Source organism: Temperatibacter marinus (assembly GCF_031598375.1).
GTDB lineage: Bacteria > Pseudomonadota > Alphaproteobacteria > Sphingomonadales > Kordiimonadaceae > Temperatibacter > Temperatibacter marinus.
In genome coordinates this window covers 508,156-523,297 of sequence record NZ_CP123872.1, presented here as the reverse complement: position 1 = coordinate 523,297, position 15,142 = coordinate 508,156, and the positions used below count along the sequence as shown (strand labels likewise).

General features: G+C 38.6%; 15 protein-coding genes. 11 read left to right on the top strand and 4 right to left on the bottom strand.

All coding sequences use genetic code 11. From position 1 onward, the window contains the following. Positions 1-5 precede the first annotated feature (5 nt). From QGN29_RS02370 to QGN29_RS02345, 6 genes are read left to right on the top strand one after another with little or no spacing between them, the layout of a single operon-like run. The gene (locus QGN29_RS02370) at positions 6-2,036 is read left to right on the top strand and encodes a hypothetical protein (protein WP_310799061.1); all 2,031 of its coding nucleotides are present in this window, start codon (positions 6-8) and stop codon (positions 2,034-2,036) included. Continuing rightward, a complete protein-coding gene (gene rffA, locus QGN29_RS02365) occupies positions 2,033-3,172 on the top strand; it encodes a dTDP-4-amino-4,6-dideoxygalactose transaminase (protein WP_310799060.1) in 1,140 nt (379 codons plus the stop codon). The genes QGN29_RS02370 and rffA overlap by 4 nt, the downstream gene beginning before the upstream one ends. Then, a complete protein-coding gene (locus QGN29_RS02360; protein ID WP_310799059.1) occupies positions 3,173-3,838 on the top strand; it encodes an acetyltransferase in 666 nt (221 codons plus the stop codon). It begins immediately after the preceding gene. A gap of 1 nt (position 3,839) precedes the next feature. Beyond that, positions 3,840-4,736, top strand: coding sequence for a glycoside hydrolase family protein (locus QGN29_RS02355; protein WP_310799058.1), 897 nt, complete (start codon positions 3,840-3,842; stop codon positions 4,734-4,736). Between the two features lies 1 nt (position 4,737). Then, positions 4,738-5,436 (top strand): WbqC family protein, encoded by a 699-nt coding sequence (locus QGN29_RS02350; RefSeq protein ID WP_310799057.1) that lies wholly within the window; start codon positions 4,738-4,740, stop codon positions 5,434-5,436. Positions 5,437-5,439: 3 nt separating this feature from the next. After that, positions 5,440-6,327, top strand: coding sequence for a sulfotransferase domain-containing protein (locus QGN29_RS02345; RefSeq protein WP_375164621.1), 888 nt, complete (start codon positions 5,440-5,442; stop codon positions 6,325-6,327). A gap of 13 nt (positions 6,328-6,340) precedes the next feature. Here the strand turns inward: QGN29_RS02345 and QGN29_RS02340 are convergent, their stop codons facing one another. Continuing rightward, positions 6,341-7,036, bottom strand: a complete 696-nt coding sequence (locus QGN29_RS02340; RefSeq protein WP_310799055.1) for a hypothetical protein — start codon at positions 7,034-7,036, stop codon at positions 6,341-6,343. 164 nt (positions 7,037-7,200) lie between these two features. On the opposite strand from QGN29_RS02340, the gene QGN29_RS02335 reads away from it, so the two are divergent. The 5 genes from QGN29_RS02335 to QGN29_RS02315 all read left to right on the top strand — a co-directional run bounded on the left by QGN29_RS02335 (position 7,201) and on the right by QGN29_RS02315 (position 12,128). Next, entirely contained in the window at positions 7,201-8,229 is a 1,029-nt protein-coding gene (locus tag QGN29_RS02335) for a hypothetical protein (RefSeq protein WP_310799054.1), read from the top strand. Between the two features lie 8 nt (positions 8,230-8,237). Beyond that, complete coding sequence (locus QGN29_RS02330) at positions 8,238-8,600, top strand: hypothetical protein (protein ID WP_310799053.1); 363 nt, start codon at positions 8,238-8,240, stop codon at positions 8,598-8,600. A gap of 258 nt (positions 8,601-8,858) precedes the next feature. After that, complete coding sequence (locus QGN29_RS02325) at positions 8,859-9,476, top strand: sulfotransferase family 2 domain-containing protein (RefSeq protein WP_310799052.1); 618 nt, start codon at positions 8,859-8,861, stop codon at positions 9,474-9,476. Then, entirely contained in the window at positions 9,476-11,029 is a 1,554-nt protein-coding gene (locus QGN29_RS02320; protein WP_310799051.1) for a glycosyltransferase family 61 protein, read from the top strand. Before QGN29_RS02325 ends, QGN29_RS02320 begins: the two co-directional genes overlap by 1 nt. A 103-nt stretch (positions 11,030-11,132) precedes the next feature. Further along, positions 11,133-12,128: a hypothetical protein gene (locus tag QGN29_RS02315; RefSeq protein ID WP_310799050.1), complete on the top strand. Its 996-nt coding sequence runs from the start codon at positions 11,133-11,135 to the stop codon at positions 12,126-12,128. Between the two features lie 31 nt (positions 12,129-12,159). On the opposite strand, the gene QGN29_RS02310 is transcribed toward QGN29_RS02315, so the two are convergent. Genes QGN29_RS02310 through QGN29_RS02300 form a run of 3 tightly spaced genes read right to left on the bottom strand, consistent with a single transcriptional unit; the run spans position 12,160 to position 15,013 of the window. Further along, the gene (locus tag QGN29_RS02310) at positions 12,160-12,762 is read right to left on the bottom strand and encodes a sulfotransferase family 2 domain-containing protein (RefSeq protein ID WP_310799049.1); all 603 of its coding nucleotides are present in this window, start codon (positions 12,760-12,762) and stop codon (positions 12,160-12,162) included. 27 nt (positions 12,763-12,789) lie between these two features. Continuing rightward, positions 12,790-14,379 (bottom strand): glycosyltransferase family 61 protein, encoded by a 1,590-nt coding sequence (locus QGN29_RS02305; RefSeq protein ID WP_310799048.1) that lies wholly within the window; start codon positions 14,377-14,379, stop codon positions 12,790-12,792. Further along, complete coding sequence (locus QGN29_RS02300) at positions 14,360-15,013, bottom strand: sulfotransferase family 2 domain-containing protein (RefSeq protein ID WP_310799047.1); 654 nt, start codon at positions 15,011-15,013, stop codon at positions 14,360-14,362. Before QGN29_RS02300 ends, QGN29_RS02305 begins: the two co-directional genes overlap by 20 nt. Positions 15,014-15,142 lie beyond the last annotated feature (129 nt).

Below are 15,142 nucleotides of genomic sequence, written 5' to 3'. Positions count from 1 at the left end.
TATCAATGGCTCGTAAAAAACAAATGCCACCAAGACCGAAGAAGAATGGTAGTCAGAAGGCAGTATCTGCTCAAGCGCAGAACAAGCCTGCTCCAGTGAATGTTGAGAAGGTTGAGAAGGTAGACGGTGTTACGCAGGTCAGTAAGGGGTTACTTGAGTCTGAAAGTTTGATTGTAGCTATTCGGTATATGGAAAAATTGCACCGCGAAGAAAAGCCATTAGATGCTTATGCAGTGCTGTTAAAAATATTAAAAAAGCTTGAAGGCAATGACTGGCATTTTGGCGAAAAAGGCTACTTGGAAAGGTCTGATTATTTAGATTCAACAGCAACACGATTGGCACAAGCGATGATCGATCTTGTTTTTGATGAAAGTGTACCGACCAGAGTGTCTGTCTTACTCAATCTCTGCCGGTATAGAAGAACGATCTCTCAGGTATTTGAAATATCAGGATATAGAGGAACGAATATAGTTATTGAAAGGGTAAAAGAATACAGTGAGGTGGGGCAATATACGATCAATAAAGATCGACTGATCCGAGCCTTGCACCTTTTGTCAATTAATGCGCTTACCTTAAATTTATTGCCCATTATCCGACCGCTACAAAAAGAGGTCGTCTTTTCCTTGTTACTTGGCTATCTCTCAGAACAGATGCTATACGCTGAAAATGTTGAAGAGGTGAGGACTGAACTGCTAAAAATGCTTCAATCCATGCGTGATGTGCCTTATTTTAATTCTACCTTGGGCATTATCGGGCCAGCTTATATGGGGTGTAGTTATGCTCAGGCCGAGTTTAAACATGATGTCAAATACGCCATAAATGATTATGTCTCTAACTGGTTAAAGGAAGCTGACATTCATGGCCTTAAGACATCAGCTAAAAGGCCTATGCCTGAAAAACCGACAATCGTCATCTTTGCAGAGCTTTATAATAGTAAGCATGCAATGCATCGTTGCTATGGGCCTTCTATTAAAGCCCTGAAAGAAAATTATCATACAGTTCTATTCATAGAGGAAAACTGTGTTGATGACCTTATCATTGATATGGTCGATGAGATTGACACGACAAAGTTTGATTCTGAAAACCCTAAAGCACTTTTTGACAAAATTAAGAGCTATAAGCCTGATATTCTTTACTATCCAAGTATCGGCATGAGGTTGTCGAGTATTGCTTGTTCAAATGTCAGGCTTGCTCCTATCCAAGTGATGACATTTGGGCACCCTGCTTCTACTCGATCTAAGTATGTGGATTATGTAATTCTAGCCGAAGGGCAGCTAGGTCATGAGAGAACGCTGACTGAAAAGGTTTATTTCCGACTTAATACAACCCGGCATGTTGCACGCGAAGATTTGAAAATTGATAAATATATCATCAGACCAGAGCCTGAAAAAATTCGAATTGCTGTTCCAGCTTGGTCGAGAAAAGTGTCGCCAGATTTTTTAGAAGTTTGCAAGAAGCTGCATAAGCAATCAAAACGTCCGGTGGAGTTTGTTTTTTTCCCGAACGCAAAAAATGCACTCTTTCAATCTCTTCGTCAAAGATTAGAGAAAGACATACCTGATACGAGGGTTGTTCCAACAACAAGCTATGAAGATTACATTTCGAACTTAAACAAATGCGATATCTTTATGAGCACTTTTCCTTTCGGTGCAACAAACAGTATCATGGACGCCTCTATCCAAGGACTGCCTGTGGTAAATTTGCAGGGTGATGAAGTGCACAGTTATAATGATAGCCATCTTCTAGAGCGAATTAATCAGCCAAAATGGCTAACAGCATCGACCATAGAAGAATATTATGCGGCCATGATTAAATTAATTGATAATGATAAACTGCGGGTGAAGATTAGTAGAAATATTATCGACGGTAAGCCTAAGGAAGCATTCTTTAGAGACAAAAATAGTGCTAATGAAGACATGTTAAAGGCGATGAATGATATATACTATAATCACGAGATGATTATGGCTTCGGATAAGAAAACTTGGAAATACACAGAATTCAACGATGAGTCTGTTTATAAAGAGCAAGCTGAATGATACCCTTCAATAAACCTTCAATGATTGGAAATGAGGCTGATTATATTAATCAGGCTGTCTCAAAGGGGCACCATATATCCGGCAATGGACCGTTTACAAAGAAATGCGAGCACTTGCTTGAGGCTGCTTTGGGGGGGGGATGTCGTGTACTGTTAACGACCTCTTGTACATCTGCCTTAGAAATGGCTGCCTTACTCTTAGACTTGCAAGAAGGAGATGAAGTCATTCTGCCTTCATTCACCTTTGTATCGACGGCGAATGCATTTCTTCTGCGCGGATGCGTACTCAAATTTGCAGATGTCGACCCTGACAGTATGAATATTTCCCTTGCAGAAGTGGAGAGGCTTACAACAAAAGAGACAAAAGTTATTGTGCCTGTTCATTACGGGGGCGTCAGCTGTGATATGGATGCCCTAAAGAGTTTTTGTGCTGAAAGAGAAATTTATTTGGTTGAAGACGCTGCTCAGGCCCTGGGGAGTTCCTATAACGGCAAGCCTTTAGGCACGTTCGGCGAGCTGGCAACTTTCAGCTTTCATGAAACAAAAAATATTATTTGCGGCGAAGGCGGTGCCCTCGTCATTAATGATCCTAAATATTTCGAGCGAGCTGAAATTATTCGCGAAAAAGGTACAAATAGATCGCAGTTTTTCAGAGGCCAGGTTGATAAATATACCTGGGTCGATATCGGTTCCTCTTATGTTATGTCCGATATGCTGGCTGCCTATCTTTTTGCACAGCTTGAAAATATGGATGAGATTAACAAACTGCGTGAAGAAGCATTTAGCTATTATGTTGAACAATTAAGACCTCTTGAAGAGCAAGGGCTGATCAAATTACAAAAGCATTTGCCTAAAACAAATGGAAACGGACACCTTTTCTATCTGCTGACACAGTCTTCAGAGCAGCAAAAGGACATGCTTGAGTATTTAAATGAACAGGGTGTCAATGCAGTATTTCACTATCTACCCCTTCATACTTCTAATAGGGGTGTTCAATTCTCTAATTTATGTGGTGCATTGCCTATTACAGAAAAACAATCCTATCAATTGGTTCGATTACCAATGTATCACAAAATTAGTCGGGATGAATTGGATCAGGTTATTCAGACAATTTATCAGTTTTATAAGGGGTCATAGATGTCAAAAAAACTTGTAATATTCGGAGTAGGCGAACAAGCTGAAGTTATTCAATATTATTTCGATAAACATTCTGATTATGAGATTGCGGCTTTTACCGTGGACGGCGAACATGTCTCAGAGGATAGTTTTTGGGGTAAACCAGTTATCGAAGCTGAAGAGATTTCTCAACAGTTTTCCCCGGACACTCACGATGCATATGTGGCCATAGGCTACAATAAACTCAATCACCTAAGAGCTGAGAAATATCACTGGATGAAGGGGCTAGGGTATAGCCTTGCAAACTATATCAGCGAGAAAGCTACCGTTTTAACTGATAAAATTGGTGACAATGTCCTGATCCTTGAAGAAAACACTATCCAACCTTTTGTTGAGGTCGGAAATAACGTGGTCTTATGGAGCGGCAATCATATTGGCCACCATACAATTATTAGAGATCATGTTTTTGTTGCATCTCATATTGTATGCTCAGGCGGTGTTGATATTGGCGAATATTCCTTCTTAGGGGTGAATGCGACCCTCAGAGATCATATTACAATTGGCCCTAAAAATATTATTGGCGCTGGCGCTATTCTATTGAAGAGTACAGGTGAAAATGAAGTCTATCCTGGGAAGCATACAGATAAAATAGAGGGGTTAGAGGCAACCTCCCTTAAGAGGATTTAGAATGAAGTGGGAAAAACTAGGGCATGTTTTTGTTCCTGACGGGTCTCTTGAATGGATGAAAACTCACGCAGCTAATCCTGTCGTGCGCCCTATGGGCGACGATATAGTTCGCGTTTATTTTAGTGGGCGAAGCGAACAAAATCAGGCTCATATTTCGTGGCTTGAGATTGATATGAATGACCCTCTGACAGTCCAGAGGTTGTGCGATAAGCCAGTCCTTTCACCTGGGGACGTTGGACTCTTTGATGACAGCGGCGTTTCAATGGGGTGCTTTGCAGAAATTAACGGCAAAACACATCTTTTTTATCTCGGTTGGAATTTGGGGGTAACAGTGCCGTGGCGGAATAGTATTGGTGCAGCTGTAGAGCAAGATGACGGCAGCTTTGTCAGAGTGAGCAAAGCCCCAATTTTAGACCGTTGTCATGCAGACCCATATTCAATTTCTTATCCCTGGATTCTTCAGGATGATAAAGAATTTCATATTTGGTACGGCTCTAATTTAGCATGGGGCGACGCACAAGAGGATATGGCCCATTTGATGAAATATGCCCGCTCAGATGATGGCCTGAATTGGAATCGAGAGGGGCATGTTGCTCTGCCTTTTAAGGATGAAGGCGAGTATGCTATGTCTAAGCCTTGTGTCATCAAAGACCCAGATGGCTTTAAGATGTGGTATAGCTACAGAGGTCTTGCCTATAGAATTGGCTATGCAGAATCCAAGGATGGGAAAACTTGGGTTCGAAAAGATGAGGAAGTTGGCATTTCTGTATCTGAAGAAGGCTGGGATAGTGAAACAGTCGAATATCCTTGTGTTTTTGATCATAAAGGCAGTCGCTATATGCTCTATAATGGCAATGCCTATGGCCTGACTGGATTCGGGATGGCAAAGTTGAAATGATATGAAAAAAGTTGTTGTTACCCAGTCCAATTATATTCCTTGGCGCGGCTATTTCATGAATATCAAAGAGAGTGATCATCTGGTGCTGCTGGACGATGTCCAGTTTACGCGCCGTGATTGGCGTAATCGCAATCAAATATTAACACCACAAGGTAAGAAGTGGCTCACTGTTCCTGTGAATTCCAAAGGTCAATTTGGGATGCATAAAATATGTCATACAGAAATAAACGATCCCACCTGGATGAATAGTCACAGATCTATAATTGACCAAATGTATAGAAAAGCGCCCTATTACAAACAGGTGATGCCGTTCTTAAATCAACTATACGACGATGTTATCGGTGAAAAATCGCTCTCTATGGTGAATAGGCATTTTCTGGAATCGATTTGTCAATACGCCCATGTCGACATCGACATAACCTGGTCTACAGATCATTTCGACTTAAGGACCCTTGAAGAGTTTGACAGTACAGAGAGGTTACTTAATCTCTGTAAAGCCGTGAAGGCCACGTCTTATATATCGGGCCCTGCTGCGCAGGCCTATATGGATGTTGAGCTGTTTGCGCAGGAAGGGATAGAGATTATTTGGGCAGATTATTCTCCTCTACAGCCTTACCCGCAATTATATGAAGGCTTCGACGGTGCTGTCTCCATAATAGACACTCTAATGATGATCAATAGTTTAGGATTAAAGGAATAAGTTATGGCACTTCCCAATGCGGCTTTTATTGGGTTCCCTAAGTGTGGGAGCACATCATTATATTTTGACTTGGGCAACCACTCGGAAATATGCCCTGGGAGGTATCAGGAAAGTAAGGCTTTTGTTTTGGAAGAGGGAAGTGCAAGAAGTCCAGCAGCTTTTGAATCTCATTATTATAAAAACTATCGAAATGAAAAAATCCTTATGGATATTATGCCAGTGACTGCATACATGCCCAATGGGTTAAAATTGATGAAAGATAAATGCGGTGATGTGAAAATTTTACTCTGTATGCGCAATCCTGCTAAACGTGCATATTCTAGCTATAATCACGCGGTAAGACATTTGGCTGAGAATAGAACGATTCAAGAAATTATCGAGTTGGAAAAAAAATCATCGGCTACGGACCTTCATTTCACAAATTCTACATTACTAAATCATATCTGGTTAAGTAGATATGAGCTTTTTTTACCGTTCATTTTTGAAACCTTTGGTCAAGAGAACATTTACCCAATTTTGTATGAAGATTATTTTGGCGTAAAACGTAATTCTATTATTAAAGAAATTTGTGATTTTCTTGGTGTGGGTTCAATTGATTCAGATGCAGCTGCTTTTCGAAATAAAGGAGAAGACTGGGGATATTTCATCAACAGAGGGAAAGTGAAAAATAAGCCATTTTGTCATATTGGTAGCTATAGTAATCGAACCAAAAAAACTGAGAAAGTCATACGAGAGCCCTCCGATCAGGCTCTGAAATTTGTAAGAACAGGGATTGCATCTCTTCGGAAGAATAAAGCACAAAATGCTTCTTTTGAAGGGCTATTCGAGAGTACAGTCCGGTACTGTGAAAAAGAAATCTTTAAAAGATCACTTCCCAGCTGGAATGACTAGCTTCGTGTAATCGCTAGAGCTCCTCTTTAAGGAAGCGTTCTTTTGCCTTCGTGTAAAACTCGATGTCCGCAGCATGATGGGTGCATATTTTCTTCAAAGTATCACGATCAAGATTGTACTGGGTTTCCCCTTTAGGGTTTGAATTGGCCTTCTCAAGCTTTTTGGGAGGATCAATGCCTATAATGTCGCAATAGATGTCCACTGAAATATCATAATATTCTTGAATGCCTATGAAAGTGAAATCCTCAACTTTTAGGGGGTTAAGGATTTGAGAGTATTTATTGCTGAACCACGGGTGTTCAATATAGTCGTCAAAACATTTAATTTTCTGCCCCTCAATAGTGGAAGGATGCCTGTTTTTGGCCTTTTGAAAGTTCCCAACTTCTTCGTTATTGATGATCCTTTGCAGCTGAGACCAGCCTGATTGCAACGCTATGATAGGATCCCGAATAATGGTTAAATATTTAAATGTATCGTCGAGGCCGTGATATTGATCCGCATAAAAATGTCCATAGATGATTTTCTGATGAATGCGCCCCGCCTTGTAATGCTGGGCAAAGGCCTCTCTTTTTTTGCGCCTGAAAGCAAGAGACTCCTCATCATAAGCATTGATCCTATTGCCATAATCCAACATAACCTGTGGATTGGGCTTCAGATATCGCTGTAAACTTGTGCCAGCACATTTGGGTAAGTGAAAACAGATATACATATGGATCTCAATGGAAAATTTGGGGTGACTTCATTTTCTGATATAGTAAGCAGATAATAGTTTTATTCAATAGCCAATCTTGAAGTTTTAAAATATATGTATATCAAGTATATCAAGGGGAGGTCCCTTGGTCCCGAGATGAAAACTAATAGTGGAATATATGGATGATTAAATATGCGCATATTGGCCTTCCAAAGGGGGCCTCAAGTTGGTTGCAGAATGTTTTCTTCCCCTCTCATCCTGAGATTGCTCATTTGGGAAGAGGGCCTCGCAAATATGCTCTGAATGAGGCCATTAAAGTCTTCTTATGGCATGATGCACTTTCTACGCCCGAATATTGTTTCGATTCTGTAGCAACACGCAAAACTTTTGACGAAGCTTTTTCTCAAGTTAGTGAAAATAAGGACGTTAAAGCCGCGGGCGTTTCTCAAGAGTTATTTACCAATATCTTTTTTGAACGATTAGATATTCCGCAGAGAGCGCAAAGACTTAAAGCAGCGATGGGTGATGATGTTCAAATCATTTTCATTTTACGCAATCAGTTTGATTTCATTAAATCGCATTATGATACAAGCGTCTGGCAGTTGGGATACACCAATTCTTTTGAAGAGCATTTGCATCATTTTTACTATGATAGAGATATCGGCGCTTACGCAAATTTATATTATGATAAAATATTCGAAACATATGCAGATATCTTTGGTCAAGAAAATGTGCACGCCATTCCTTTTGAATTGATAAAACAAGGAGCGGTGCATTTCTCAAATACCATTTGTGAAAGTCTAGGAATTTCTCACTTTCCGGATGTAAAGAAAGAGAGCGTAAACGCCAAGAACACCGATGAGGTTAGAGCAGCAATGCTGTTGTTTAACAGGCGCTGGCGCTATTCAATGGGAGGCGGAACCTATAATAGGGCAATCGCAACTCATCAAACCTCTTGGTATAAAGAGAAATTTGATATTGAGGTGCCAGATCGGCAACTCCAAAATCAAAAATTCCATCATTTTATGTTTAGATCTTCACAAGAAAAAATTGTGAAAAAAGCTAGAGAAATAAACCCCAATTTTACAGTTGAGAAGCTTGAAATTCCGGAATTTTATCAGGAGAAAATTGCAGAGGATATTGCGCCTCACAATCGAAAACTGGCGGAATATACTAAGTATGATCTAAAAGAATTGGGCTATATCCTATAGAGGCAATTATGAATTTTGAATCCGCTAAATTTATTGTCGGCCTTGGGGCACAAAAAGCTGCAACTACCTGGCTCTCTTACTATCTTGAATCGACACAGGATGTCTTGTTTGGACCAACCAAAGAATTACATCACTTTTCAAGACTGTATTTACCCTACAATTTTCATAAGTTTCTCGAGAATTTTAAGAGAAAAGTCACGTCAATAGGCGATATTTCTGGCGATAATATCAAGCAGATAGAAGATATAAAAAATGATGCTATTCATCTGGATGCCTTAACGGATATAGAAAAATATTATGATTTATTTCGTTGCAAATATACGGGACAAAAATATTTCGCAGACATATCCCCTTCTTATGCATTAATTTGAGTGTTATTTATATATTGATAAATCAATACCATAGTGTATAATTGTTTAAATTGATTAAGGTTATTTATTTGTTTACAAAAGTGTTCTTATGCATCATCTTCAGATCAAAAAAAGCACGTCGGTAGTTACGAAAAACCTACTATAGGCTACAACATCAGTGGCTCAAGAAATTTTATGAAAAAGTGTTGAAGCTATCCAATAGGGGTATGGCATTGACTCTGAAAATTGGTTGCAAATGGCTAGTTATGAGAAATAGAAATGCCTTTATATATTAATAATAAAATTAGCATATTATATATGCATATCCCAAAAACAGGCGGGGCTTACATTGAGGATTTACTAAGAGCAAATTCTTATTCTCAGTTTTATTGGCGAGGAAAGAGACTTACACAATTTGATCTATGCACTCCACAGCATTATACACTCGCTCAACTGTCTGGTGTGATAGATTTAACTGCAATTACTTTTATCTTTGCGACTGTGAGGCACCCATATAAAAGATTGTTATCTGAATATACAATGCGACATCCCTTGCATGATGTTCAAATTGATCAATGGCTTGATGAAGCTTATGGGAATTATTTGAATAATCCCTATGCATATGATAATCATCTAAGGCCTCAAGCAGAATTTCATCAAAGCGGCACTCGCTATTATAAGCAGGAAGATAGTTTTGATGAAAAATGGGCTTTCAAATTTGAGAATGATTCAAGCCTAAGTTTGCCTATAAAGCAAGTACCTCGTAGAAAAGAAGCTAAAAGAACTCACAAGAAAATTTTATTTTCAGATTTATCTTATAAAATCAGAGATAAATATTATAATTTATATAAAAATGATTTTAAAACATTTAATTATGATCCTGAAGAAATTGATTAATGGTTAGTATAACACCAGATTCTATAGCTCAGTATTCTAAAGCTAAAGTTTTACCTCGTTCTCAAGATAGATATGGTAATTTTTCAGGGGGTATATTCACATCTGAGAATGAATTGGTTAAGAATAGTTTATACTATAAAATTAATGCAGTTGTGAAATATAAAAATAATCAGATATCTGTCCCGCAAAAAATCGAAAAAAATTTCAAACTTACTATGGGAGCGGGGAGCCCACAGTTAGAACTCTTTGAGAAAAGAAAAGGCACTTATATTTATGCTGGAATCTTATTCGATCATTATGGCCATTTTATTTTAGATAGTCTCTCGAGATACTGGTATTATAGAAATAGTGATTTGCCTATTGTTTGGGCTGTAGAGGAGGGTAAACAATCACTTTCGATTTATCAGAAAGAAATATTAGATTTGCTCTGTATTAATAATGAAATTATTTTGGTTGACAAGCCTATGGAATTTGAGAAATTGATTGTCCCGGAATATGGCTATATTGTGCAAGATTATTTTTCTAATGAACAGAGTAAAGCATTAGAGATTATCGATTGCCCTAAGGTGGATTTTAAAAAGAAAATTTGGCTTTCTCGTACATCGCAAACATCAGCTCGTGTTCTCAATGAAAATGTAATTGAGAGTCACTTAGAAGAAAATGGCTGGATTATCTATAAGCCCGAAGACCACTCTGTAAGAGATCAAATCGAAATGTATCGAGACGCATGTCATATTGCAGGCATAGCTAGCTCCTCTCAACATACAATGGTATTTCTTAAAGGATTTAAAGGGAAATTAACTATTTTCCCAAGGGGGGTATCACTATCGGGAAATTATTTAACTATACAAAAGAGAAAAAGATTTAAACAGGCTGTGAAGTTTATTTCTAGCTTTGATTGCATACTTCCAGGAGAAACACGTGTTCGGTGCAACAGAGTTTTTACTAATATAGAGGTGATGTTAAATCAATTAGGAGTAGGTTTGAATTCACAAAAAAAGATTCCTAGCATTCATAAAAATAATTTAATTGCTATTGATGGTATTGTCAAAGGGAAATATGCCAAGAAAGTGCTTGAGATCGGGGCTGATACAATATCTTATCTTCCCCGCAGAAGTGGAATTAGAGGCATTAGTGTTTCGGAGAATAGAAATTTTTCGTCATCTGAAACGTCACTACATAAATATTTTGATATATGCCCATCACACTACTTTACATATCTTTCAAACCAGACTGATTATGATATTTTTATAATACATCTAAATAGTGATGCTGCTAAAAATAAAAAAATTTACAATGCTACTTTGTCTGCATCACACAAAAATTCTATATGGATATATGCTTGTGATACTACTACTAATGATTCCGTCGAGTTGTTTTTTAAATATTTGTTTTCTGAGCATATAAATAAAAGAATATATAATTTAATGGGAACGGGTCTCTATATAGTTAAACATGAATTACAGCACAATGTTAGTGATGAGGTAATTGACATGAATCTTTCTTCCTGGATTCAGGACATCGCTGTTTCTGGAGTTTTAAATAAATTGTAGACTGATAATTTTAACTTATATTTTGACATGCCGTATTGAATTTTATATTGCTCCTTTTGGATTATTCAGAATTAAATTTAACTTCAAACTTTTACGTAAAGCCATGAAAACAGTATACCTACATGTGGGCATTCATAAGACTGCGACAACATCAATTCAACAGAGTTTGATTGATAGCCGACACTATTTATCTGAACAAGGGTACTATTTGCCGATCTATCGCTTTTTTAGAAACCCCACAGGCAATCATTCGGCGTTGATGTATACTGTTTTTTCTTCTTCTCCTGAAAATTATCATAATAATGTTCGTCACACTATCCCTCTAGCAAAGCGAATAGGAAAATACCGACAAATTTTGGATGAATGGACAGCGACTGACAAGGATTTAATTCTTTCCGGAGAAGATATTTCTCTTCTTTCAAAAGTTGAATTATCAAATTTAAAAACCTATTTCGAACAGAAAGGCTTCACTGTTGTTGTCCTTATGTATTTGAGACGGCCCTATCCACTGCTCCTTAGTCACTATCAGCAAATTCTTAAAACAGGGCGGTATACTACCTTAGGGCAGGTTGAACTCCCATTTGCCAAATATCAGAAAATTCGCTCTGTCTTCTCAACTGTAAAAGTATTTAGTTTTGAAGAAGTGAAAATGTTGGACGGCGGCGTGACGGATCACTTCTACAAGGCACTCGGCATCGCAAAAGAAAGTGCTGTGCCCTATTATGACATAAATAAATCATCCTCTGATCAAGTTGTCCGAATGCTCAGATATCTAAATTTTAAAGAGCCGCTAATCTCAAAAAATATAGCTCTTAATCCCCATAGAAAAAACCATGACACCTATGTCTTTGATCAAATACAGGGGGATCAGTTTAAGCTTACTCAAGCACAGTTTGAGCCCTTAAAAAGAAGAATTGCTATAGAAAATAAGTATCTTTTCAAGCATCTGGGATCAGCCTATGTCGATCAAAAGATTGAACTCTATGCGGGTCCTAAGCCCTGGACAGAGTTGCAGCGCAGTAAAGCCTTAACATTATCTGCGGGTTTTTCACCTCAAGTGCAAACAGTGATTACAGACTATCTAAATCGCCAGTCTTAGGTGAAAATACAATCTTCGTAAAATTTCACGCTTAGTCATAGTCAAAATAGTCAAAATCTTTTTGATAGTAAGACTTTATTTTTTCTAAAACGCGCTGTTCTAACTGTGACGGATCAAAGCTTTGATGGAAGTCTCTGTTATCTCGCCTACGCTTCACGAGTTTATGAGGGAGGTCTGTTTGAATGGCCGCCTCTAATCTGCTTGCCCACGCGGCATCAAATCCATCCTCTTGTTTGAAAATGTCAATACCCTCTTGATGGAATTCATGCTGGGGTCTGAGATGGTTGTCCAAATAACTTGGATCTTGAGAGGCTTGATCTAGAGTATCGTCTATCCAAGAATTAATTTCTACTTCCTGATCCGGATTGCGCATCTTATATTCTGAGATGAGGCGCTTTACAGGATGGCGTACAGTGACGAATTTATAGTCGAAACTTTCCATATAGAAGATGTTCTTGAGTATGTCTAAGTGGTAGTGTTGTTGACTAATAGCTTCCACAGGCAGAAGGCGGCGCGGCTTCCAGAAATGAACTTGAAAACCGTTAGCCCTGAAGAGGTCTTCAACATAAGTCCCCCCTGTTTTAGGGATATGGACGAAGAATATTTTACTGTTATTACGTGTGAAAATTGGCATTTTAAACGAGTCTTTCTGCGACAAAAATTAATGTTTTAAAGCTTCGAGTAGAGCGAGGGCCTTGGCGGGTGATAGACAGCGTATTCTCTCATAGGCTGGCTCTTCTGAAGAGTCCCGATCAAGGCTGTTATTTGCAGGTGAGAACATCCGTCTAGGCGATCTCGTGATAAGGTATATTTCCAACCCTTCAATCCGATCCACGCTCAGGGTTGGATAGAAGTCATAGATGAATTTACAGAGTTTCTCAGCTGCATCATTTTTCTTTTCTAAGAGTATAAATGAAGATGGCTTCATATGACTTAAGACGGCATTCACAACTTTAATATTTTCTTCAAGTGGCAGATAGGATGGCAGGATCAGTGCGTCGAATTGTGTCTTTTTATCCAAAAGGGTCATAAATTGAATTGGTGACATTGAGAAGAAGCTATCTGTCGCTTTCAGAGTGGCCTTTCGTCGAATGAAACCCTCTGAAATAATAAATTTCTCTTTCACCTGCAGCGCGTCTGATATCAAAGGTTCTTGAAGAGTGAACTCTATGGCTTTGTCAACCAGCCCCTCCAGTGACGCTAAAAAATCCCTTAGGGGTTTTGAGAGTGTCCCTGGCTTTTGAGGGGCTGTTTCTGGAATGTCAAGGATCTTTAAAAGGGGATCCAGGGATTTCCATATCCAATTCGCGCGCCAACTCGGTTGATCATGGGACCACTTTAGAGACGGAATAAAATACTCTGTTTGATTTAAGTTTAAACTCTCAGCAATGGTATAATAGTTGCCACTGAGAGATAATCCTCTGGGAAAAAGACTGACTTTTCCTTGATAGTTTTTAATGAAAACCAACAAATGAAAAGCAGACCCCCCAACACCAGCAATATGTTCAGCATCCTTTAAAAATTCTATTTGTTCACCGACAGAATGTTTTTCAGGCTCGTAGATAAGCCATCCATTTTCTTTTAGAACCGGTTCAAGGAGTGTCTCATTATAAACCTTTCCGAAAGTGGCAGAGGCTCTTGAAAGCCAAACTTTTTTCCCTGAAACCAAATTTTTTGATTCGGTCACATATAAAGCCTGTTGTTGTTCAGGGGTGATTTTAGATTGAATAAGAAAACCGGCATCTGGACAGTGAAGTTTTTCTATGCGGCAAATCTCAGTGACAATCACAATCTCATTTTTAATGCCAAGTAAATCCAAGATGGCTTTTTGATAATCGCTCAATGTCTTTTGCTGGTGGGCGCTTAACCAGATGATTTTTAGAGATGGGTGTTTTTTAATATACCAAAGACGTGCAAGGCTCTCTAGAATGAAGTGTCCAAAATGGCTAAAGAGAAGCCCCCCGTATATACATTCTCCTTCAATGAAAGCGATATTCTCTAACTCGCTCTCATTCAAAGGATAGGGATCCATTATCCTGTTAATTTTGCCACTGGAAGCGCGCGTGATAGCTTTATTCTTTAAGGATCTGGAGGTATATTCGCGATACAAAAGGGAGGAGGGGAGACTTTCCATATCTTTGGTAAATATGCCACCCTTCACCCCTGGTAAAACAGGCCCATTTTCAGCACCATAACAAGGCACTGCAATGGCTTGCTCGAGCATGTGTGAGTTATTCAAGGTGAATTCCATATGAGTTCCATGCTTCCTCGGGGTCGTAATTGAAATTTTTAAAATCTAGGTGATAAAAATCATTCACTGCTTTTACGACGGCAGGATCTACATCCCCTAAGGTGAGTTTTTTATGAAAGTCTGGGCTGTTTTGCGTTTTAACGACCTCTTTTGTTTTAAATTCAATCCCGATCAATGTTTCTAGTCGCTCCGCCCATTTTTCATCAAATTGGTTTTCTTGCTTGAAGACCGTTACGCCCTTTTTTGCGAATTCAGTTTGCGGCCTGATATGGTTGTCATAGAGGTAAGGGTTTTTGTTATAGTCCTCTAGGGTTTTTTTTAAGAACTCTTCAAAGGAGATAGAGGGAGAGAGGATTTTTCTCTTTTTGATCAACCAATTATATTCTGATACAAGGCGACTTATAGGGTTGCGAACGGTCATGAATATAAAATTGAATTTTGAAAAGTCGAACAATTGGTTCAATATCTTCATATGATAATGCTGTGCTGTACACCGTTCAATTGGGTCGATAATGCTGGTCCAATATGTCATCTTAAATCCATTGGCTTTGAAGAAGTCTTCGATATAGGCTCCCCCGGTTTTTGGCGTGTGGATGTATAAAATGGATTTCTCTTTATTTCTCAGGACAGGCATAATTGCTTACCGTTTCTATTTTTCTGTGTCTGTCATCGTCTTATAAGATTTTTTCTTAAAAGTCGATATGGTAAGATTACTTATCGACAGATCGAAGCATAATATGCTAATTGGTGGGAAATATTAATA